Raw genomic sequence first — 18,255 nt, forward strand, 5'->3', positions numbered from 1 at the left:
CCTACCTCCATTAAATAACTAAAACAGCAATAGGGGCTTAAGCCCCTATTGCAAAATTACCTTTAAACATGTTCAAACTTAATGAACATCTCTCCAGTATTCTTTCTTAAGCATAAATGCCAAGATAAATAGGATGAATAAAAATCCAATTACCTTAATACCTATTGCTTCTGACTCAAGACGTGAAGGTTCACCCACGTACTCAAGGAAGTTGGTTAAATCGCGAGCAGCTTGGTCGTATTCATCTACACTTAATTCACCTGAGCCATCAGTTTCAGTAGCAACAATTCTGGTCACAGTATGACCATTCACTTCTACTTCTTCTGTAATAGCTGTTGGTAAGCCTTGTAGTTCTTGCAGAACATGCGGCATACCTACAGATGGAAACAATGTATTGTTTACGCCAAATGGACGTGATTCATCTTTGTAGAACGATTTTAAATACGTATATATCCAATCAGAACCACGAACACGTGCAACGTTAGTTAAATCTGGTGGCGCAGCACCAAACCACTTTTCAGCATCTTCTTTGGCCATCGCATTGGTAATATGGCTACCTACTTTTGAACCGTCAAAAATTAACTGTTCTGCGCCAATTTCCGTTGGAATACCGATATCACGAAAAGTACGTTCATAACGCTGGTATTGCATTTGATGACAAGCAACACAATAGTTCATGAACAATTTAGCACCGCGTTGCAACGAAGGCTGATCTGTTAGGTCATTACCAGCATCTAATAATGCCACTGAAGGACCTGCAGCCATTGCCGGCAACACATTAATTGATAAAGCAAATAAACCAATAAGTAGCTTTTTCATCATTTCAGTAACCTCTCAGGCAATGGCTTAGTTTTTTCATTCTTACTGTATACAAATAACAGTACGAAGAACATAAAGTAAGTCACAGTACATATCTGCGAAACAATTGTTTTCATGTCAGTTTGTGGTGTTGCACCAACCCAACCTAAAAGAACAAAAGTAACAACAAAGCCTGCAATGTTCCATTTGTGGAAACCACAACGGTAACGAACTGAGCGAACTGAACCACGATCTATCCAAGGTAATAACGCAAGCACTACAATAGATGCACCCATTGCTGCAACACCCATTAACTTATCAGGGATCGCACGTAAGATTGCATAAAATGGCGTAAAGTACCAAACTGGAAAAATATGCTCTGGTGTTTTCAGCGGGTTAGCCGCTTCAAAGTTTGGCGCTTCTAAAAAGAAACCACCCATGGCTGGCATAAAGAACACCACCCAACAGAACAATATTAAGAAACCAACCACACCCACAATATCTTTTACTGTGTAATAAGGGTGGAACGGGATCGCATCAAGAATATCTTTTTTATCAGTATAATATTCATGGAACTTAAACTTAGGTTTATCTTCTTCAGCTACCGTACCTTTTTTACGCTTGTTATCTACGCCTTCAGGGTTATTTGACCCTACTTCATGTAGTGCAACTATGTGTAAAAATACTAAAATCACGATAACTAATGGTAAAGCAATAACATGCAATGCAAAGAAGCGGTTAAGCGTTGCACCTGATATTACGTAATCACCACGGATCCAAAGTGTTAAATCATCACCTATAACCGGAATTGCTCCAAATAGTGAAATGATTACCTGTGCACCCCAAAATGACATTTGCCCCCATGGTAATAAGTACCCCATGAATGCTTCGGCCATTAGCGCTAAGAAAATAAACATACCAAATACCCACAGTAATTCCCGTGGTTTTTGATAAGAACCGTAGATCATGCCACGGAACATATGCAAATATACAACGATGAAAAACGCTGATGCACCGGTTGAGTGTAAATAACGTAATAACCAGCCATAATCAACATCACGCATGATGTATTCAACTGATGCAAACGCCCCCTCAGCAGAAGGTACATAGTTCATAGTTAACCAAATTCCTGTAAGAATTTGGTTAACTAGTACTAACATAGCTAGTGAGCCAAAGAAGTACCAAAAGTTAAAGTTTTTAGGTGCTGGGTACTGTGCAATATGCATGTTCCAGACACGTGTCAATGGTATACGGTCGTCTAGCCAACCAATAATCTTACCAAACATTAGGCCACTCCTTGTTCTTCGCCCACTAATATAGTGGTTTCATCAAGAAAAGTGTATGGTGGTATTTCTAGGTTTAATGGTGCAGGTACCGATTGGAATACACGGCCAGCCATATCAAACTTAGAACCATGACATGGACAGTAAAAACCGTCGTCAGTCCCTTCCACTTTTTCACCAAAGCCACCTTGTAAAAAGCTAGGTGAACATCCTAAATGAGTACAAATACCTACAGCCAAAAATATTTCTGGACGCAATGAACGGTAATCATTTGTTGATGATTCTAATTGTTGTGGCTCTTGCGAATGCGGGTCACGAAGTTGATCTTCATGTCCTTTCATTTGCTCAAGCATTTTTGGGGTCCGTGATACAACCCATACAGGTTTACCACGCCACTCGACACGTATTAATTGTCCTGGCTCAAGTTTGCTTATGTCTACTTCTACAGGCGCACCCGCAGATTTAGCTCGCTCACTTGGATTCCAAGACGCAATAAAAGGAACAGCAGCCCCAGCCGCACCAACACCACCAACAACAGAGGTAGCTATGGTTAAAAAGCGACGTCGGCCATTGTCTACAGGCGCATTGCTCATCCACTTATCTCCACTATGATTCTCAACACTTGCTATATTGAGAACATCAGTTACAGCAGGTTAATTTTTTTGAATTATAAAATAGAAACGATCATATTTAAATCCTTGTTTAAAACAAGGTTACTCACAGCCCCATGCTCGAATAATCCTGACTTGCTCAAAAAATAGATTAAGTTAGCTCGAGTATGAAGCCGAATGACTATCATATCGCTTCTGTAAAAATAATATACTGACTCAGGTCAACCTCACCAAAACAAGCAGTAACAACTGCATTTTCTAGGGCTAAACCTGCTCACATTATTTGCCAGCCAATTGTAGCAAAAAAATTCACCAATTAACTGATGGATTTAAACTAATTACGATAATTATTTAACTTTTTTAGTATTCACTGAGTGTTTTTTTACTTTTGCTCATTAAACACGCTGATTTTATCAATTACCTATCGTCAAAGTTACCATTTATTATGTCGCGAAAAACAAAAAACCCAGCATAAGCTGGGTTTTTGAATTCTTGATAACGTAAATATTAACGTTTTGAGAACTGTGGACGCTTACGCGCTTTCTTAAGACCCACTTTCTTACGTTCAACTTTACGTGCATCACGAGTTACGAAACCTGCTTTACGAAGTTGCGGACGTAGTGACTCGTCAAACTCCATAAGTGCACGAGTAATACCGTGACGGATTGCACCAGCTTGACCAGTTGTACCACCACCAGAAACGGTGATGTGAAGATCAAACTTTTCAGTCATATCAACAAGCTCTAGAGCTTGATGAACAACCATACGTGCTGTTTCGCGACCAAAGTACTCTTCTAAAGAGCGCTTGTTGATTACGATGTTACCAGTACCTGGGCGTAAGAACACGCGAGCACTAGAACTTTTACGACGACCTGTACCGTAGTATTGATTTGCCATGATGGTGCTCCTTAAATGTCTAGAACCTGAGGCTGTTGTGCAGCATGGTTATGCTCAGTACCTGTGTAAACTTTAAGTTTACGGTACATAGCGCGGCCTAAAGGACCACGTGGCAACATGCCTTTAACAGCTTTTTCGATGATCATTTCAGGCTTTGCAGCTTGAAGTTTATCAAAAGTAGTAGACTTAAGACCACCTGGAAAACCAGAGTGTGAATAGTACACTTTGTTTTTGAATTTGTTACCAGTTACAGTAACTTTTTCAGCGTTGATAACGATGATATAATCACCAGTATCTACGTGCGGTGTATATTCAACTTTATGCTTACCGCGTAGGCGGAGAGCGATTTCAGTAGCGATGCGACCTAAAGTTTTACCTTCAGCGTCAACTACGTACCAGTCACGTTTTACTGTTTCTGGTTTAGCAACAAACGTTTTCATTTATAAAAATCCAATGTTTTTCAATTAAAACCACAAGTAGTTAATATTAACTACTGCTCTAAGTTTGCTATAACCCCTTCGAGTTTTAGACTTTTGCGCCGCTCACAAGTGGCTAGACTATATGAAGGCATAGAACGCAACGTGGCAGGAGCGGGAGTATATCAGCACTTTTATTGCATTACTACCGGCGGGTTGTTTTTTCCACAAATTTTTTAACTGCTAGGCACTTTATATTAAAGAGACCTTCGCTGTGTATTGGGCTCTAGCATTGAGCCCTTTCCTCAAAAGAGTAAATTAGCCCTAAGACGCTAACTTTTATGCTAAATGCTCTTTCGCTAAATACTCTAGCGACTGCATTTCTTGTAAGCGACTTATGCAGCGTTTAAACTCAAAGCTTAAATTACCTTGAGTATAGAGCTCTGTAATGGGTTTTTCTGCCGAAATTATTAAAGTCACGTGGCGTTCGTAAAATTCATCTACTAATGCAATAAAGCGTCTTGCTGCGTCGTCATTCACTTGCCCAAATTGTTTTACGTTAGACAAAATAACTGTGTTATATAAACGGCTAATTTCCATGTAATCTACTTGGCTACGCGCGGTTTCACATAATTCGCTAAACTCAAACATTACAACACAATCAGATACTTTACGGGTTTTAATCATGCGCCCTTCAATTTCAATGGCGGTATTAAATTTACCCTGTTCGTGTGATAACTTATCAAAGTATTCAAATAGGTTTTTATCGGCTTGCTCATCGAGTGGGCTGTGAAATATCTCTGCCTGCTCTAAAGTTCTTAATCTGTAATCTATGCCCGAATCGACATTTACTATTTCTGTATTTGCATTAACAAGCGCAATCGCGGGCAAAAAGCGCGCGCGCTGTAAGCCATTTCGATACAACTCATCGGGAATAATATTCGACGTAGCAACTAACACTATGCCACGAGCAAACAGTGCTTCCATTAAGCCACCAAGTAACATAGCATCGGTAATGTCTTGAACGTAAAATTCATCAAAACAAATTATATCGGTTTCGGCTTTAAAAATATCAGCTACTATTTCTAGTGGGTTTTCTTTTTTATTTAATTTTTTAAGCTCGTCATGTACTCGGTGCATAAAGCGGTGAAAATGCACGCGCATTTTACGCTGCCCCGGTAGTGCCTCATAAAAGGTATCAACTAAATACGTTTTACCACGCCCTACTCCGCCCCAAAAATACAAACCTTTTATAGGTGCAGGCTCTGTTTTATTAAATAGCTTTGCAAAAAAACCGGTAGGTTGCGGTTTTGCTTGAGTTAAATCATCATATAAGCGCTGTAAATGACGTACAGCATTTTCTTGTGCTGCGTCGTATACAAAGTCATCACGCTTGAGGTCTTGCTGGTATGTTTGCCAAGGAGTCATATCTATTTACAGTTAAAACGCAGTTTAATTTACAAAGCATATTAACACGCATCATTAGTCAGGGTATATTAGACTTAGTTTGATTTAAGATATTCGTTAGTTATTTTCCCAAAGAGGTGATATTTATGGGTACATTTACATGGGTCGGTTTAGTTATTATTGTTGCTATAGCCGCATTTTTCATCGGTGCATTTGTCACTAAAAAACAGTTCAAGCATGATGAATTAGAAGAGCAGGTTGAACAAGCAAAAAATACGCTAGAGCAATATCGACAAGATGTAGCTGATCACTTAGCAAATACTGGTAAGTTAGTAACTAAAATGAAAGACAATTACGATCAGTTACTTAGCCATGTTGAAGAAACTAATCAGTTGTTACTAGAGGACAGAAATAAAGCACCTGCTGAACCTTTTTTCTCTAAAGAGATGACTGAGCAGTTACAAGCTTCACTTAAAGAGCGCCGCTCAGATCGCTCTAACGCCGATGCACAGCCGGCTGATTACGTATCGGGTGAGTCTGGTTTGTTTGCTGGCGAAGCAAAATCTTCAACAGCATCTTGATGAACTTTTTTTCAACCCCATAGTCTTTAGATATAACAGCTTTGTTGTTTTAAAGGGCCTGTTTTTCTTTCGAGGTTGAATTTGCAGCAGTATGTTTGATTTTTAGGCAAGGCAGAGCCTGTGCCATGTGGTTATTTCACATAAACAGGCGATAACGCAGCATAAATAACAAACATGCGCTGCCCTTGGGTTCGTCCTAGGGGGAATTTACTCATTGTTGCTCGGTTTTTACTTAGCCCACTAGGTTACAAATCTCGCGCCGCGATTAAATCCCCTCTAGATAGAACAAATTACAATCCTGAAAGGTCAACAGGCCCTAAATAAACCGAAAAGGGCTGCTTTTAAAGTAGCCCTTTTTGTTTTCGCTTATCCTAAGTGGAGTAAACCCTGACTATGAAAATGAAATTATCACTTATCAGCGCAGCTATTTTGTCTACTAGCCTATTATTGAGCCCGGTTACGTCTTACGCAAAAATGCCGATTGCAGTAAATGGCCAACAATTACCAACACTTGCGCCTATGTTAGAGCAAATAACTCCTGGTGTTGTCAGTATCCAGGTGTCGGGCTCAAAAGAAATACGTCGCCGCGCCGATCCGCTGGAGTTCTTTTTTGGTAACCCACAACCTCGCAGTCAAAAACGTCAATTTAGCGGGTTAGGCTCAGGGGTTATCATTGATGCTAAGAAAGGTTATGTGGTCACTAACAACCATGTGATCCAAGACGCCGAAAAAATGATAGTCACCCTTGAAGACGGCCGAGAGTTTGAGGCAACCAAAATTGGCACTGATAAAGAGTCTGATATCGCCTTATTACAAATAGATGCAGATGATTTAACCGCAGTAAAGCTAGCTAACTCTGATAATTTACGGGTGGGCGACTTTGCTGTTGCCATTGGTAACCCATTTGGTTTAAGCCATACGGTTACATCTGGCATAGTAAGCGCACTTGGTCGCAGTGGCTTAAATATTGAAGGTTACGAAGATTTCATTCAAACCGATGCCGCTATTAACCAAGGTAACTCTGGTGGTGCATTAGTTAATTTAAATGGCGAGCTAATTGGAATTAACACCGCAATTTTAGGCGCATCTGGCGGTAACGTAGGTATTGGCTTTGCTATTCCTTCTAATATGATGAAAAACTTAGTTGATCAAATTATTGAACACGGTGAAGTTCGCCGTGGCTCGCTAGGAATATCAGGTCGCCCTCTCGATGCTGGGCTTGCCAAAGCACAGCAGCTTGACGTAAAACAGGGCGCGTATGTTATGCAAGTAATGGATAACACTGCAGCCAGCAAAGCGGGCATACAAGCAGGCGATGTTATTATTAGCATTAATGGTAGTGATATTAGCGGCTTTCATGAATTACGCAGTAAAATAGCAACCTTAGGCGAAGGCCGAGACGTTAAATTAGGTATTTACCGCGATGGTAAGATAAAAACCGTTAAAGTAACCCTAGATGGCGCATCTGGTATTACCGCAACAGGCGAAGAATTACACCCTGCATTTCAAGGTGCCACATTAGAAAACGTTAAGAAAAATAACGCTAAGGGTATTGAAGTTAGTACGGTAGATCCGCGCTCTCCTGCAGCGCGTGTTGGTCTTGAAGAAGGTGATATTATTGTGCAAGTAAATCGCCAGCGCGTAGAAAGCATAAATGATATGAACCAGATCATTGAAAACATCAAAGGCAACATTGTATTAGGGGTAAAACGCGGTCGTGAGTCTATATTTGTACTCATTCAATAATTTATAACCGTTAAAATGCAATAAAAGTAACAGCGGCACTTGCCGCTGTTATTTTTTTTGGCCATCATAAAGAGATTGCTCACTAACAATAAGAATCTTGTGCTAAAAATCTTAAAATTTATACTCCCTCCTCTATTTGCAGGCCTAGGTATTGCTTTTTTAGTGGTTTTTTTTAGTCCTAATATGCGCACTGCATTGCTGCCTAATGTGCCACTGCCCAGTGCTATGAGTAGCAACCATTTAAGCTTTTCAGATGCGGTTAAGCGTGCGGCTCCTTCGGTAGTCACCGTTTTTTCAGAAAGTATTTCTAAAGAACCACGCTATAAACGACAAAACACCGTACAAGAACTAGGTTCGGGCGTGATCATGTCGCAAGATGGCTATATTCTTACCAATTATCATGTGATTAATAATGCCGACCAAATACTGGTTATATTAACCGATGGCCGACGCTTTTTTGATGTACAGCTTATTGGTTTTGATACTATTACTGACCTTGCGCTCTTAAAAATTAATGCCGATCACTTACCTGTTATTCCTGTTAACGATGACTACTCATCAAGTGTTGGCGACATTGTACTGGCCATTGGTAACCCTTTAAATTTAGGGCAAACCATTACCCAAGGCATTATTAGCGCCACCGGCAAACAAAAAATCACCGACAGTCCTTATAATAATTTATTGCAAATGGACGCAGCCATTAATGTAGGCAATTCGGGCGGTGCATTAGTTAATTCCAATGGTGATTTAGTCGGTATTACTTCTGCGCAATTTAAAACTCGCGAAAACTTAAACATACAGGGAATATTTTTTGCGGTTCCTTACTCTTTAGTAAAAGAGGTTATGGCAAAACTAATTCGTCATGGCCGAGTGGTTCGTGGCTACTTAGGCTTTGAGGGGACAGCTGTAGATAGCACAGGCAAAGAAGTAAACGACAGCCTAACGCCCGTGGCAGGTATGCGTATTACTAACTTAGACCCACTAGGCCCAGCTTGGCAGGCCGGTATTGAAGAGCAAGATATTGTAATTGAAATAGCAGGACTTTCGGTAGCAAACCCACAAAAAGTGTTAGAAAAAATAGGCAATACCGAACCCGGTAAAGAAATAGAATTTGAGCTGTACCGCAATGGTAAAATAGAAAAAATAATGGTGACGGTTGCAGAGCTTGAAACTAAGCTTTAATAAAAAGGCCGGATAGCAAATTAGCTTATCCGGCCTTTAAAAATACCTTAACTAACTAAATAGTTACTTAACTACTTCTACGTTTAATATTAGCACCTAACGCGCTGAGCTTATCTTCAATGCGCTCATAACCTCTATCAACATGATAAATACGATCAACTATCGTTTCACCTTGCGCCACTATACCGGTTAAAATTAAACTGGCTGATGCACGTAGGTCGGTTGCCATAACTTGGGCGCCGCTAAGAGTTTTTGTATCACCACAAATAGCTGTGTTGCCTTCTAAGCGAATATTTGCGCCCATACGTTGTAGCTCAGGTACATGCATAAAGCGGTTTTCAAAAATAGTTTCGGTAATGGTGGCACTACCATTAGCCACTACATTTAATGCGGTAAACTGCGCCTGCATATCGGTAGGAAAACCAGGATGCGGAGCTGTTTTAATATTAACGGCTTTTAATTCTCTGCCGCGCATATCTAAATAAATGCTGTTGTCATGTACTTCTAACAATGCATTGGTTGCACGTAGCTTTTCAATTACCGGCTCAAGTGAATGAAAATCGGTCATCTTACACAGCACTTCGCCACCGGCCATAGCAGCAGCAACTAAAAAAGTACCTGTTTCAATACGATCTGGTAAAATACGGTGCTCACAACCCGCTAAGCGCTCAACGCCTTCAATTTCAATACGGTTTGTACCCGCACCCGTAATTTTAGCGCCCATAGCAATTAAGCAATTAGCCAAGTCTGTTATTTCTGGCTCACAAGCTGCATTTTCAAGCACAGTTTTGCCATCGGCTAAGGTCGCGGCCATCAATAGGTTTTCAGTAGCGCCAACGCTAACCATCTCCATAAAGATTTCAGCGCCTTTTAAGCGACCATTTACTTTGGCATTAATATAGCCGTTTTCTACGTTGATTTGTGCGCCCATGCGCTCTAAACCTTGAATATGAATATCCACAGGTCGAGCCCCAATAGCGCAGCCACCAGGGAGTGACACTTGTGCTTCACCAAAACGCGCCACTAAAGGGCCGAGTGTCAGTACCGATGCACGCATTTGCTTAACTAGGTCATACGGAGCAAGTGTTTTATCCACTGTTGCGCCGTCAATCACAAGCGTGTCGCCTTGCCAATTAACACTCGCACCTAAGGTTTTTAATAACGCTTCGGTGGTAACTATGTCACGCAAGCGCGGTACATTAGTAAACGTACTTTTACCATCGGCTAATAATGCGGCAAATAAAATAGGAAGTGCCGCATTTTTAGCGCCAGAGATAGTAACTTCACCCGCAAGCGAAGTGCCACCTTGAATTACAAATTGATCCATGTAGGGGCCTTTTTTATTGCGGTAAAATAAATTTTTGTTCGCGTTTCCACTCTACAGGAGTAAAAGCGCGAATTGATACTGCGTGAATGGTGCCATCTGAAATAGTATTCATTAATGGTCCATAAACTAGCTGTTGCTTTTTCACTCGGCTTAAACCGTCAAAGCATTCGCCAACAGCTATTACTTCATAATGGCTACCATTGGCTTTAACATGTACTTCTGCTAATTGAAGTTCATCGCGTAATAATATTTCGACTTGGCTAGTTTCCATAACTCTCACTCAAATAGGGTTGTAACTTGACCCAATTGCATTAAATTTTGCAATTGTTCAGGTGGATTTTGCAACTCAAGGCGAATGCCTTGTTGCTTGTACTGCGCAAAAGTGTGAATTAACCAAGCTAAGCCTGCTGTGTCAACCCTAGATACGTCACTAAGGTCAAAGTAGCAGATTTTATGCTTGGTTATTGCCTGACTGCCCAGGCCTTTTTCATCGCCAATTGAACTTCGAGTAAGCTCACCACTGACTCGAAAATGTTGCTCATCAACTTGGCTTATCACCAACTTAGTCATTGGTGTCGCTGCCTCTAAACTGTACTGGCAGTTGGCTCTTTTGCTCTAAAAGGTTACTTACGTGGTCAATACCTTGTTGGCGTAACATGCCTTGTAGCTCACTTTGCTTTGCATCTAGTAAGCTAATACCTTCTGCAATCATATCGTAAGCACGCCATTCACCACTTCTGTCTTCACGTACTTTAAAGTCAATTTTAATATCGGGTTTACCCGCTTCAATTATCTTGCTTTTTACTACCACCACATCTTTACCTTTAAAAGGTTGTGGTGCGCCAAACTCGACTTGTTGGTTGGTGTATTGGGTAAAAACACCTGCATACGTTGCTACTAGGTACTCTCTAAATACTACAATAAAGCGCTGAATATCTTTAATTGCGCGCGCTTTTTCAGCTTCATCGGTTATTGCACGCACTTTTGATACTTCGCTGCCTAACACTCGCAGTGCCGCATATTTGTAGTCAATGTAGGGCATTAATTCTTCTTCAACAATGACACGTAAATGCTCATTATTTTTAATAATTAATGGCTGATCTTTTGTGATCCGCTCAAAGGTATTATCTGCCACTTGACGTACCATTTTGTTAGGATCTGTTAGTTTAACATCGGCAGCTTTAACTACCTGTGCAAACGTTAGGGTACTAAGCGCTGCAATAACTAAAAACTTTTTCAACATAATAATTACTCACTACCTTGGTTGAATAAAAACTGCCCAATTAACTCTTCTAGCACTAAGGCAGACTTAGTATCGGTAATAGATCCACCGTCACCTAGCGCTTTACTTTCTACGCCAAATAAATCATCAATTGCTTGATCTTGTTCGTTATGTACCACAGTTAAACCTAAACAACGCTGCTCTGCAGATTCTGGTGCAATAACAGGATTAATCCCTAAGTACTGCTCACCTAAAATGCCTGACGTTAAAATAGAGATTGAGCTAGTGTCTGAAAAACGACATAAATACTGTGCATCAATGGTCATATTAACAACTGGTAAAAATTCTTGCGGATGAACATAAATAGATTCTACCCGGCCAATAACCACACCGCCCACTTTAATGGGTGCACGGGGCTTTAATGAGCCTATGTTTTCAAATTTAGCATTAAGTGTGTATGTGTCACCTGAGCCACTAATACCAGTGTTGGCCACTTTAAGCGCAAGCATAGCAAATGCTAAAATGCCTAGTGCGACAAAAAAACCAACTAAAATCTCTAATTTCCGTGAATTCATTATCTATACCCTACTAGTTGGTAAACATTACCGCTGTCAAAAGAAAGTCAAACCCTAACACTGCTAAAGATGAGTGCACCACGGTTTCTGTGGTTGCTTTACTGATCCCCTCAGAAGTTGGTACACAATCATATCCTTTATAAAGGGCGATCCAGGTCACTACAATAGCAAATACAACGCTTTTAATTATGCCATTGAGTATGTCTTGCTGAAACGAAACTTGTGATTGCATAATTGACCAAAAGCTTCCGGTATCAACGCCTAGCCAATCAACGCCGACTAAATGGGCACCAATAATAGCCACTGCCGAAAATATTAATGCTAACAACGGCATACTTATTAAACCAGCCCAAAAACGCGGTGCAATTATACGTTTCAATGGATCAATGGCCATCATTTCGAGTGATGACAATTGCTCGGTTGCTTTCATTAAGCCAATTTCAGCGGTGAGCGCACTGCCCGCCCGCCCAGCAAATAGCAATGCAGTAACCACAGGACCTAACTCTCTGAGCAAACTCAGCGCAACTAAAGGGCCTAAGCTATCCTCTGCACCATAACCAACCAGCACTGTATAGCCTTGCAGCGCTAATACCATGCCAATAAACAACCCCGACACCACAATAATGAGCAACGATTGTGAGCCCACCATATAAAGCTGGCGAATGAGTAAGGGGGGGCCTTTTTTAAAGTTAGGTATGTGCACAAGTGCACCAAATAACATGTTCGCTGAGCGCCCTAGCGCTGCAAAACGACCTAGTGTTTTATGCCCTATTTTTTGCAGAAAATTCAACATCATTTATTCTCTCCAAGCAACTCATCTGCATATATTTGTGCCGGGAAATGAAATGGCACAGGACCATCCGATAAGCCTTTTAAGAACTGCTGTACCAAAGGAGATTCATGTTGACGCATTTGTTCTGGCGATCCACTGCCAATAACACCTTGATCGGCAATTATTATAACGTGATCGGCAATGCTCATGACTTCGTTCACATCATGGGTCACGATTAAAGACGATAAACCAAGCACTTCATTGAGTGACTTTATAAGCTTTACCAGTACTCCCATAGAAATAGGGTCTTGGCCTGCAAATGGCTCATCATACATAATTAATTCAGGGTCAAGTGCTATAGAGCGGGCTAAAGCTGCACGGCGAGCCATACCACCTGACAACTCCGACGGCATTAAATCTTTAGCGCCTCGTAAACCCACAGCTTGTAACTTCATTAATACCACTAAACGAATAAGGTCTTCACTTAGCTTAGTGTGCTCTCGAATCGGAAAAGCTATATTATCGAATACCGACATGTCAGTAAATAATGCACCACTTTGAAAAAGCATACTCATTTTGGTACGCGCTTCATATAGGGCTTTACGTGACATTTTTGGAATGCTACTGCCTTCAAATAAAATATCACCAGAGTCAGGCTTTAGTTGACCGCCAATTAAACGCAGCATGGTAGTTTTACCAATGCCGCTTGGCCCCATAATGGCAGTGATTTTACCTTTAGGAACACTAAAACTCATATTTTTATATATGATTCTATCGCCCCTTGAAAAGCAAACATCCTTGACTTCTACTATTGATTGCGACAAGTCGCTCTCCATAACAATATTCACTCGTATTCCTATTTTAAGGCTTTTTCGACCAAGATGGAAAAAACAATTCGTAAGATTTTGTAATGTAATTGCCAAAACAGTTATAAGGCTCGCTCAAACCACCTTAACCTTGGCTTAAACCTTTGCATAGCATACCCTAAATATTTATAAAATAAGTGATTAACCGCTCTCTTCGCCACTGTTTTATTTATACTTTCAGATTGGCTTTTGTTACTATTCGTGCAATATGTATTTTCAATAACTGGTTCAATACAATGGTTACCTCATTTGTTATTTTAATTTTTGGTCTTGCTGGCCTAGTTTGGAGCGCTGACAAGTTCGTTTATGGCGCCGCAGCACTGGCGAAAAACTTTGGTGTGCCTACTTTAATTGTAGGGTTAACCGTTGTTGCAATGGGTTCATCAGCGCCTGAAATGATGGTTTCGGCTTCTGCCGCTTTAGCCGGTAAAACCGATACTGCCATAGGCAATGCCGTTGGCTCAAACATAACCAATATTTTATTAGTACTGGGTATTACCGCTTTATTGCGCCCGTTGTCTGTTTCATCAAGCACCTTAAAACGTGAAATACCTTTGGTATTAATTATTTCGTTAGCTACTTGGTATATTTTTTCAGATAACTATTTTTCATACCCAGAAGCAATTGCCCTACTTATTGGTTTTGTTGTATTTATTTTTGGACTTATTATTATCTCCCTAAGAGCTAAAAATAATAACGATCCATTTGTAAACGAAGCCTGCGATGAAGTACCCGATAACGTTCCCACTAAAAAGGCAGTTTTTTGGCTCATTGTAGGCTTGATATTACTTCCTGTTAGTTCTCACTTTTTAGTTGGCTCAGCTGTCGATATTGCAAAATTCTTTGGCTTAAGTGACTTGGTAATTGGCTTAACTATTATTGCTATTGGCACCAGTTTACCAGAACTGGCAGCGTCTGTTGCAGGTGTGCTTAAAAATGAAGATGACCTAGCACTGGGTAATATTGTGGGCTCAAATATTTTTAATATTTTAGCCGTGTTACCACTTGCCGGTATTATCAATCCATCGATAATCGACCCTTCTATTGCTAATCGTGATGTACTGATTATGATTGCAGCAACCTTGGCACTTATTGTTATGTCATTGAACTTTAGAGGCGCTCAGCGTATCAATAGAGTAGAAGGTGGTTTACTGCTAAGCGCATTTTTGATTTACCAAGGTTACATCTTTAGTCAAATAGGGTAAGAGTTGTCTATGACCAAGCTAAGTTTTATCGAGCAAGGGCTACGTGTTCTTGATATCGAGCGCCAAGCACTTTTTGATATAAAACAATATGTAGATGATAATTTTCATCAGGCATGTCAGCTTATGTATGACTGCAGCGGCCGTATTATAATTATTGGTATGGGTAAGTCGGGGCATATTGGCCATAAAATTGCGGCAACTTTAGCAAGCACTGGTAGCCCTGCTTTTTTTGTGCACCCAGGCGAAGCCAGCCACGGCGATTTGGGCATGATCACTAAAAACGATGTCGTTATGCTTATTTCTAACTCAGGCGAAACCAGTGAAGTACTTAATATTATTCCAGTGTTAAAACGCCTTGGTGCAAAAATTATTTCCATGACAGGAAATACACAATCAACCATGGCCACACTTGCTAACGTGCATGTATGCATTAAAGTAGAAAAAGAAGCCTGCTCATTAGGCTTAGCACCAACAGCCAGTACCACGGCAACACTCGCTATGGGCGATGCAATGGCGGTAGCACTGTTAGAAGCACGCGGATTTACTGCCGATGACTTTGCACTATCGCATCCCGGTGGCAGTTTAGGGAAGCGATTACTGCTCACCTTAAAAGATGTTATGCACAGCGGTGTAAATACGCCTATTATAACTACTTCGCAAACTATTAAAGATGCGCTGATTGAAATGACAGCTAAAGGCTTAGGTATGACCGCCATAGTTGACGATAATCAGCAACTCGCTGGGTTATTTACCGATGGTGATTTACGCCGTATTTTAGAGCAACGCGTTGATATTCATACCACGTCAATAGATGCAGTAATGACTAAATCGTGTACCACGGCAACCCAAGATATGCTTGCTGCGCAAGCGCTTAATATTATGGAACATAAACGCATTAATGGCTTAATTATTATTAATGAGCATAATCAGCCTATTGGGGCACTCAATATGCAAGACCTACTTAAAGCAGGAGTATTATAAATGCAATTTGAAGAACTCTATCAAGCGCTAAGTGATGACGCTAAAGCGCGCGCAAAAAAAGTAAAACTACTTATATGCGATATTGATGGCGTATTTTCTGATGGCCGAATTTATCTTGGCAACCAAGATGAAGAGCTAAAAGCATTTAATACAAAAGATGGCTTTGGTATTAAAGCACTTATTAACAGCGGCTTTGAAGTAGCGGTTATTACCGGCAGGCACTCGCAAATAGTACAACAACGTATGACCAGCTTAACCGTGCAGCATATTTATCAAGGTCAAGAAAACAAGCTTATTGCCTACCAAGAACTTAAAAACAAGCTTAATTTGAGCGATGAGCAAATTGCTTATATTGGTGATGATGGCCCTGATATGCCTGTTATGGAGTTAGTTGGCTTTGCAGTAGCAGTAAATGACGCGCACCCACTAATTAAACGCTTAGCACATTACACTACGCAAATGCCGGGTGGTTTTGGTGCAGTAAGAGAGCTAACCGACTTACTTATGCTTGAAAACAATAAACCATTAACTAGCCAAGGCACCAGTTCATGAATATAGCGCGCATAGTCTTAAGCGTTTTATTCATCACCTGTATGGTTTGGCTTTGGTACCCTTATTTTACTCAGGTAAATACGGTTGCTAAAGCCGACTCAGAAGTAATAGCTAAACCCGATTACACCGCCATTGAGCTAAAACAAACAGCTTTTGACGAAAACGGTGAAATTAGCCATAAAGTAACTGCGGTTAAAACGGAGCTTTACGAGCAGCTAGGATTTACCTTATTCGAAAAACCTACTTTCATATTGTACGACGACAGACAAAAAACGTGGCGTATCAATGCTGATGAAGCAACACTTTACGATGAAAGACAATTAATTTTAGAGGGTAATGTAACTGCCCAAAACTTAATTGATGGCGCAATGATAGACAAAATTACCGCCGACAATATTCAAGTAGATATAATGCTACTCACTATGCGCAGCGAACAGCCCGTTATTATAACTGGACCGAATTTAAAGATCACCGGTAAAGGCCTTGAAGCCAATTTAACAACCGAGGTGATAAAACTAATTAACCATACGCGAACACTATATTATGACCAATAACCTTGCAAAAATACTTATTATTCCATCGCTTATACTTGTATTTAATAGTAATGCGGCAGAGCAAAGTACTTCCCCATTAGCTAATCAAATTTCTATTAGTGCTGACCGCCAAGAAGGCCAACTAAAAGAAAACGTTGGTATTTTTGAGAAAAACGTCGAGATAATTCACGGTAATCGTCGTATCACCGCCGATCGTTTAGAAGTACATAAGCGCGACGAACTTGGCGATAATAAACAACTATTAATTGCCACGGGCAGTCCTGCATATTTTGAAGAAAAGCAAGCAGATGGTACTGTCATGAGCGCCAGCGCTAACGAAGTACGTTACGATGTAGCGAAACGTTTTTTAACCCTAGTAGGAGATGCAAACATTTCTCAAGCTGGGCAAAAAATTACGGCTAAAAGCATCACCTACGATATAGAGCAACAGCTTATAAGTGCTGAAAAAGATGAAAACTCAACTGATCGGGTACACACTATTTTAGTGCCTATAGACGTAAAAAAAGAACAAAAACTCAATAAAGGTCAGCCATGAGTACATTAAAAGCAGAGCTATTAGCAAAAAGCTATAAAGGCCGTGAAGTTGTTAAAAATGTAGGACTTGAAGTAAAAGCTGGCAGCATTGTTGGTTTACTTGGCCCAAATGGCGCAGGTAAAACCACTACCTTTTACATGATTGTAGGCTTAGTTCCTAGCGACAAAGGTAAAATATTAATTGATGATAACGATATTACCTTACTTCCTATGCACAGCCGTGCTCGTTTAGGTATTGGTTATTTACCACAAGAGTCTTCTATTTTTAGAAAGCTCACTGTGTATCAAAATTTAATGGCTATTTTAGAAACGCGTAAGCAACTAAATAAACAAGCCAGGGAAGAAACCCTAAATAGTTTGTTGGACGAATTTAGCCTGCAACATATTCGCGACAGCTTAGGTATGGCACTATCTGGTGGTGAACGTCGCCGCGTAGAAATAGCACGTGCTTTAGCTGCAGATCCTAAATTTATATTGCTTGATGAGCCCTTTGCTGGCGTGGATCCTATTTCAGTACTCGATATTAAAAAAATTATAGAACACCTTAAAAATCGTGGTATTGGCGTACTAATTACCGACCACAATGTAAGGGAAACCCTTGATGTTTGTGAAAAAGCCTACATTGTTTCTCATGGGGAGCTAATTGCATCTGGTACTCCTGAATTTGTATTAAACGATAAAACAGTACGTGATGTTTATTTAGGCGAGCAGTTCAAACTGTAATATTTATGTTATTACTATAAGCA

Annotated in this window: 22 protein-coding genes; 9 read left to right on the forward strand and 13 right to left on the reverse strand. The window is 40.4% G+C overall.

All coding sequences use genetic code 11. From position 1 onward, the window contains the following. Nucleotides 1-78: 78 nt before the first annotated feature. The 6 genes from I6E78_RS00595 to zapE all read right to left on the reverse strand — a co-directional run bounded on the left by I6E78_RS00595 (nucleotide 79) and on the right by zapE (nucleotide 5,433). Nucleotides 79-822, reverse strand: a complete 744-nt coding sequence (locus I6E78_RS00595; protein WP_179806975.1) for a cytochrome c1 — start codon at nucleotides 820-822, stop codon at nucleotides 79-81. After that, complete coding sequence (locus tag I6E78_RS00600; protein ID WP_011329177.1) at nucleotides 819-2,084, reverse strand: cytochrome b; 1,266 nt, start codon at nucleotides 2,082-2,084, stop codon at nucleotides 819-821. Before I6E78_RS00600 ends, I6E78_RS00595 begins: the two co-directional genes overlap by 4 nt. Next, entirely contained in the window at nucleotides 2,084-2,674 is a 591-nt protein-coding gene (petA, locus tag I6E78_RS00605; protein WP_011329178.1) for a ubiquinol-cytochrome c reductase iron-sulfur subunit, read from the reverse strand. The genes I6E78_RS00600 and petA overlap by 1 nt, the downstream gene beginning before the upstream one ends. Nucleotides 2,675-3,199: 525 nt before the next feature. Beyond that, the gene (rpsI, locus tag I6E78_RS00610; protein ID WP_086995409.1) at nucleotides 3,200-3,592 is read right to left on the reverse strand and encodes a 30S ribosomal protein S9; all 393 of its coding nucleotides are present in this window, start codon (nucleotides 3,590-3,592) and stop codon (nucleotides 3,200-3,202) included. An 8-nt stretch (nucleotides 3,593-3,600) separates the two neighbouring features. Continuing rightward, nucleotides 3,601-4,029: a 50S ribosomal protein L13 gene (rplM, locus tag I6E78_RS00615; RefSeq protein WP_011329180.1), complete on the reverse strand. Its 429-nt coding sequence runs from the start codon at nucleotides 4,027-4,029 to the stop codon at nucleotides 3,601-3,603. A gap of 315 nt (nucleotides 4,030-4,344) precedes the next feature. Continuing rightward, nucleotides 4,345-5,433, reverse strand: a complete 1,089-nt coding sequence (gene zapE, locus I6E78_RS00620) for a cell division protein ZapE (RefSeq protein ID WP_197181793.1) — start codon at nucleotides 5,431-5,433, stop codon at nucleotides 4,345-4,347. 125 nt (nucleotides 5,434-5,558) lie between these two features. On the opposite strand from zapE, the gene I6E78_RS00625 reads away from it, so the two are divergent. From I6E78_RS00625 to I6E78_RS00635, 3 genes are all read left to right on the forward strand, one after another. Beyond that, nucleotides 5,559-5,993, forward strand: a complete 435-nt coding sequence (locus I6E78_RS00625; RefSeq protein WP_011329183.1) for a YhcB family protein — start codon at nucleotides 5,559-5,561, stop codon at nucleotides 5,991-5,993. 393 nt (nucleotides 5,994-6,386) lie between these two features. After that, the gene (locus tag I6E78_RS00630) at nucleotides 6,387-7,739 is read left to right on the forward strand and encodes a Do family serine endopeptidase (RefSeq protein ID WP_086995406.1); all 1,353 of its coding nucleotides are present in this window, start codon (nucleotides 6,387-6,389) and stop codon (nucleotides 7,737-7,739) included. A 99-nt stretch (nucleotides 7,740-7,838) separates the two neighbouring features. Then, nucleotides 7,839-8,921 carry a trypsin-like peptidase domain-containing protein gene (locus I6E78_RS00635; RefSeq protein WP_011329185.1) on the forward strand — a complete coding sequence of 361 codons (1,083 nt, stop codon included), beginning with the start codon at nucleotides 7,839-7,841 and terminating at the stop codon, nucleotides 8,919-8,921. A gap of 67 nt (nucleotides 8,922-8,988) precedes the next feature. Here the strand turns inward: I6E78_RS00635 and murA are convergent, their stop codons facing one another. From murA to I6E78_RS00670, 7 genes are read right to left on the reverse strand one after another with little or no spacing between them, the layout of a single operon-like run. Beyond that, the gene (murA, locus tag I6E78_RS00640) at nucleotides 8,989-10,248 is read right to left on the reverse strand and encodes a UDP-N-acetylglucosamine 1-carboxyvinyltransferase (RefSeq protein ID WP_011329186.1); all 1,260 of its coding nucleotides are present in this window, start codon (nucleotides 10,246-10,248) and stop codon (nucleotides 8,989-8,991) included. 13 nt (nucleotides 10,249-10,261) lie between these two features. Then, nucleotides 10,262-10,519: a BolA family protein gene (locus tag I6E78_RS00645; protein ID WP_011329187.1), complete on the reverse strand. Its 258-nt coding sequence runs from the start codon at nucleotides 10,517-10,519 to the stop codon at nucleotides 10,262-10,264. A gap of 5 nt (nucleotides 10,520-10,524) precedes the next feature. Continuing rightward, nucleotides 10,525-10,818 carry an STAS domain-containing protein gene (locus tag I6E78_RS00650; RefSeq protein ID WP_011329188.1) on the reverse strand — a complete coding sequence of 98 codons (294 nt, stop codon included), beginning with the start codon at nucleotides 10,816-10,818 and terminating at the stop codon, nucleotides 10,525-10,527. Beyond that, entirely contained in the window at nucleotides 10,811-11,491 is a 681-nt protein-coding gene (locus I6E78_RS00655) for an MlaC/ttg2D family ABC transporter substrate-binding protein (protein ID WP_179806970.1), read from the reverse strand. Before I6E78_RS00655 ends, I6E78_RS00650 begins: the two co-directional genes overlap by 8 nt. A gap of 5 nt (nucleotides 11,492-11,496) precedes the next feature. Beyond that, complete coding sequence (gene mlaD, locus I6E78_RS00660; RefSeq protein WP_011329190.1) at nucleotides 11,497-12,045, reverse strand: outer membrane lipid asymmetry maintenance protein MlaD; 549 nt, start codon at nucleotides 12,043-12,045, stop codon at nucleotides 11,497-11,499. Nucleotides 12,046-12,058: 13 nt separating this feature from the next. After that, on the reverse strand, nucleotides 12,059-12,838 hold the full coding sequence (mlaE, locus tag I6E78_RS00665) for a lipid asymmetry maintenance ABC transporter permease subunit MlaE (RefSeq protein WP_179806993.1): 780 nt from the start codon (nucleotides 12,836-12,838) through the stop codon (nucleotides 12,059-12,061). Further along, on the reverse strand, nucleotides 12,838-13,653 hold the full coding sequence (locus I6E78_RS00670) for an ATP-binding cassette domain-containing protein (RefSeq protein WP_011329192.1): 816 nt from the start codon (nucleotides 13,651-13,653) through the stop codon (nucleotides 12,838-12,840). The genes mlaE and I6E78_RS00670 overlap by 1 nt, the downstream gene beginning before the upstream one ends. A gap of 266 nt (nucleotides 13,654-13,919) precedes the next feature. Between I6E78_RS00670 and I6E78_RS00675 the strand changes: the two genes are divergently transcribed. From I6E78_RS00675 to lptB, 6 genes are read left to right on the forward strand one after another with little or no spacing between them, the layout of a single operon-like run. After that, a complete protein-coding gene (locus I6E78_RS00675; protein WP_041454567.1) occupies nucleotides 13,920-14,888 on the forward strand; it encodes a calcium/sodium antiporter in 969 nt (322 codons plus the stop codon). A 9-nt stretch (nucleotides 14,889-14,897) separates the two neighbouring features. Continuing rightward, entirely contained in the window at nucleotides 14,898-15,869 is a 972-nt protein-coding gene (locus tag I6E78_RS00680; protein WP_011329194.1) for a KpsF/GutQ family sugar-phosphate isomerase, read from the forward strand. Continuing rightward, entirely contained in the window at nucleotides 15,870-16,421 is a 552-nt protein-coding gene (gene kdsC, locus I6E78_RS00685; RefSeq protein WP_197181794.1) for a 3-deoxy-manno-octulosonate-8-phosphatase KdsC, read from the forward strand. It begins immediately after the preceding gene. Further along, nucleotides 16,418-16,975: an LPS export ABC transporter periplasmic protein LptC gene (lptC, locus tag I6E78_RS00690; RefSeq protein WP_089368740.1), complete on the forward strand. Its 558-nt coding sequence runs from the start codon at nucleotides 16,418-16,420 to the stop codon at nucleotides 16,973-16,975. The genes kdsC and lptC overlap by 4 nt, the downstream gene beginning before the upstream one ends. Next, the gene (lptA, locus tag I6E78_RS00695; RefSeq protein ID WP_182676499.1) at nucleotides 16,965-17,510 is read left to right on the forward strand and encodes a lipopolysaccharide transport periplasmic protein LptA; all 546 of its coding nucleotides are present in this window, start codon (nucleotides 16,965-16,967) and stop codon (nucleotides 17,508-17,510) included. Before lptC ends, lptA begins: the two co-directional genes overlap by 11 nt. After that, nucleotides 17,507-18,232 (forward strand): LPS export ABC transporter ATP-binding protein, encoded by a 726-nt coding sequence (lptB, locus tag I6E78_RS00700; RefSeq protein WP_011329198.1) that lies wholly within the window; start codon nucleotides 17,507-17,509, stop codon nucleotides 18,230-18,232. The genes lptA and lptB overlap by 4 nt, the downstream gene beginning before the upstream one ends. Nucleotides 18,233-18,255 lie beyond the last annotated feature (23 nt).

It is taken from the genome of Pseudoalteromonas sp. NZS127 (assembly GCF_015864805.1).
In the GTDB taxonomy this organism is placed as follows: Bacteria; Pseudomonadota; Gammaproteobacteria; order Enterobacterales; family Alteromonadaceae; genus Pseudoalteromonas; species Pseudoalteromonas nigrifaciens.

Excerpts from the sequence above, each read along its gene's own strand:
- I6E78_RS00630 (WP_086995406.1), top strand. The coding sequence starts at position 6,387 with ATGAAAATGAAATTATCACTTATCAGCGCAGCTATTTTGTCTACTAGC.
- mlaE (WP_179806993.1), bottom strand. The coding sequence starts at position 12,838 with ATGTTGAATTTTCTGCAAAAAATAGGGCATAAAACACTAGGTCGTTTT.
- lptC (WP_089368740.1), top strand. The coding sequence starts at position 16,418 with ATGAATATAGCGCGCATAGTCTTAAGCGTTTTATTCATCACCTGTATG.
- I6E78_RS00625 (WP_011329183.1), top strand. The coding sequence starts at position 5,559 with ATGGGTACATTTACATGGGTCGGTTTAGTTATTATTGTTGCTATAGCC.
- kdsC (WP_197181794.1), top strand. The coding sequence starts at position 15,870 with ATGCAATTTGAAGAACTCTATCAAGCGCTAAGTGATGACGCTAAAGCG.
- lptA (WP_182676499.1), top strand. The coding sequence starts at position 16,965 with ATGACCAATAACCTTGCAAAAATACTTATTATTCCATCGCTTATACTT.
- I6E78_RS00675 (WP_041454567.1), top strand. The coding sequence starts at position 13,920 with ATGGTTACCTCATTTGTTATTTTAATTTTTGGTCTTGCTGGCCTAGTT.
- I6E78_RS00645 (WP_011329187.1), bottom strand. The coding sequence starts at position 10,519 with ATGGAAACTAGCCAAGTCGAAATATTATTACGCGATGAACTTCAATTA.
- mlaD (WP_011329190.1), bottom strand. The coding sequence starts at position 12,045 with ATGAATTCACGGAAATTAGAGATTTTAGTTGGTTTTTTTGTCGCACTA.
- I6E78_RS00655 (WP_179806970.1), bottom strand. The coding sequence starts at position 11,491 with ATGTTGAAAAAGTTTTTAGTTATTGCAGCGCTTAGTACCCTAACGTTT.
- I6E78_RS00670 (WP_011329192.1), bottom strand. The coding sequence starts at position 13,653 with ATGGAGAGCGACTTGTCGCAATCAATAGTAGAAGTCAAGGATGTTTGC.
- rplM (WP_011329180.1), bottom strand. The coding sequence starts at position 4,029 with ATGAAAACGTTTGTTGCTAAACCAGAAACAGTAAAACGTGACTGGTAC.
- I6E78_RS00595 (WP_179806975.1), bottom strand. The coding sequence starts at position 822 with ATGATGAAAAAGCTACTTATTGGTTTATTTGCTTTATCAATTAATGTG.
- petA (WP_011329178.1), bottom strand. The coding sequence starts at position 2,674 with ATGAGCAATGCGCCTGTAGACAATGGCCGACGTCGCTTTTTAACCATA.
- zapE (WP_197181793.1), bottom strand. The coding sequence starts at position 5,433 with ATGACTCCTTGGCAAACATACCAGCAAGACCTCAAGCGTGATGACTTT.
- I6E78_RS00680 (WP_011329194.1), top strand. The coding sequence starts at position 14,898 with ATGACCAAGCTAAGTTTTATCGAGCAAGGGCTACGTGTTCTTGATATC.
- murA (WP_011329186.1), bottom strand. The coding sequence starts at position 10,248 with ATGGATCAATTTGTAATTCAAGGTGGCACTTCGCTTGCGGGTGAAGTT.
- I6E78_RS00650 (WP_011329188.1), bottom strand. The coding sequence starts at position 10,818 with ATGACTAAGTTGGTGATAAGCCAAGTTGATGAGCAACATTTTCGAGTC.
- I6E78_RS00600 (WP_011329177.1), bottom strand. The coding sequence starts at position 2,084 with ATGTTTGGTAAGATTATTGGTTGGCTAGACGACCGTATACCATTGACA.
- lptB (WP_011329198.1), top strand. The coding sequence starts at position 17,507 with ATGAGTACATTAAAAGCAGAGCTATTAGCAAAAAGCTATAAAGGCCGT.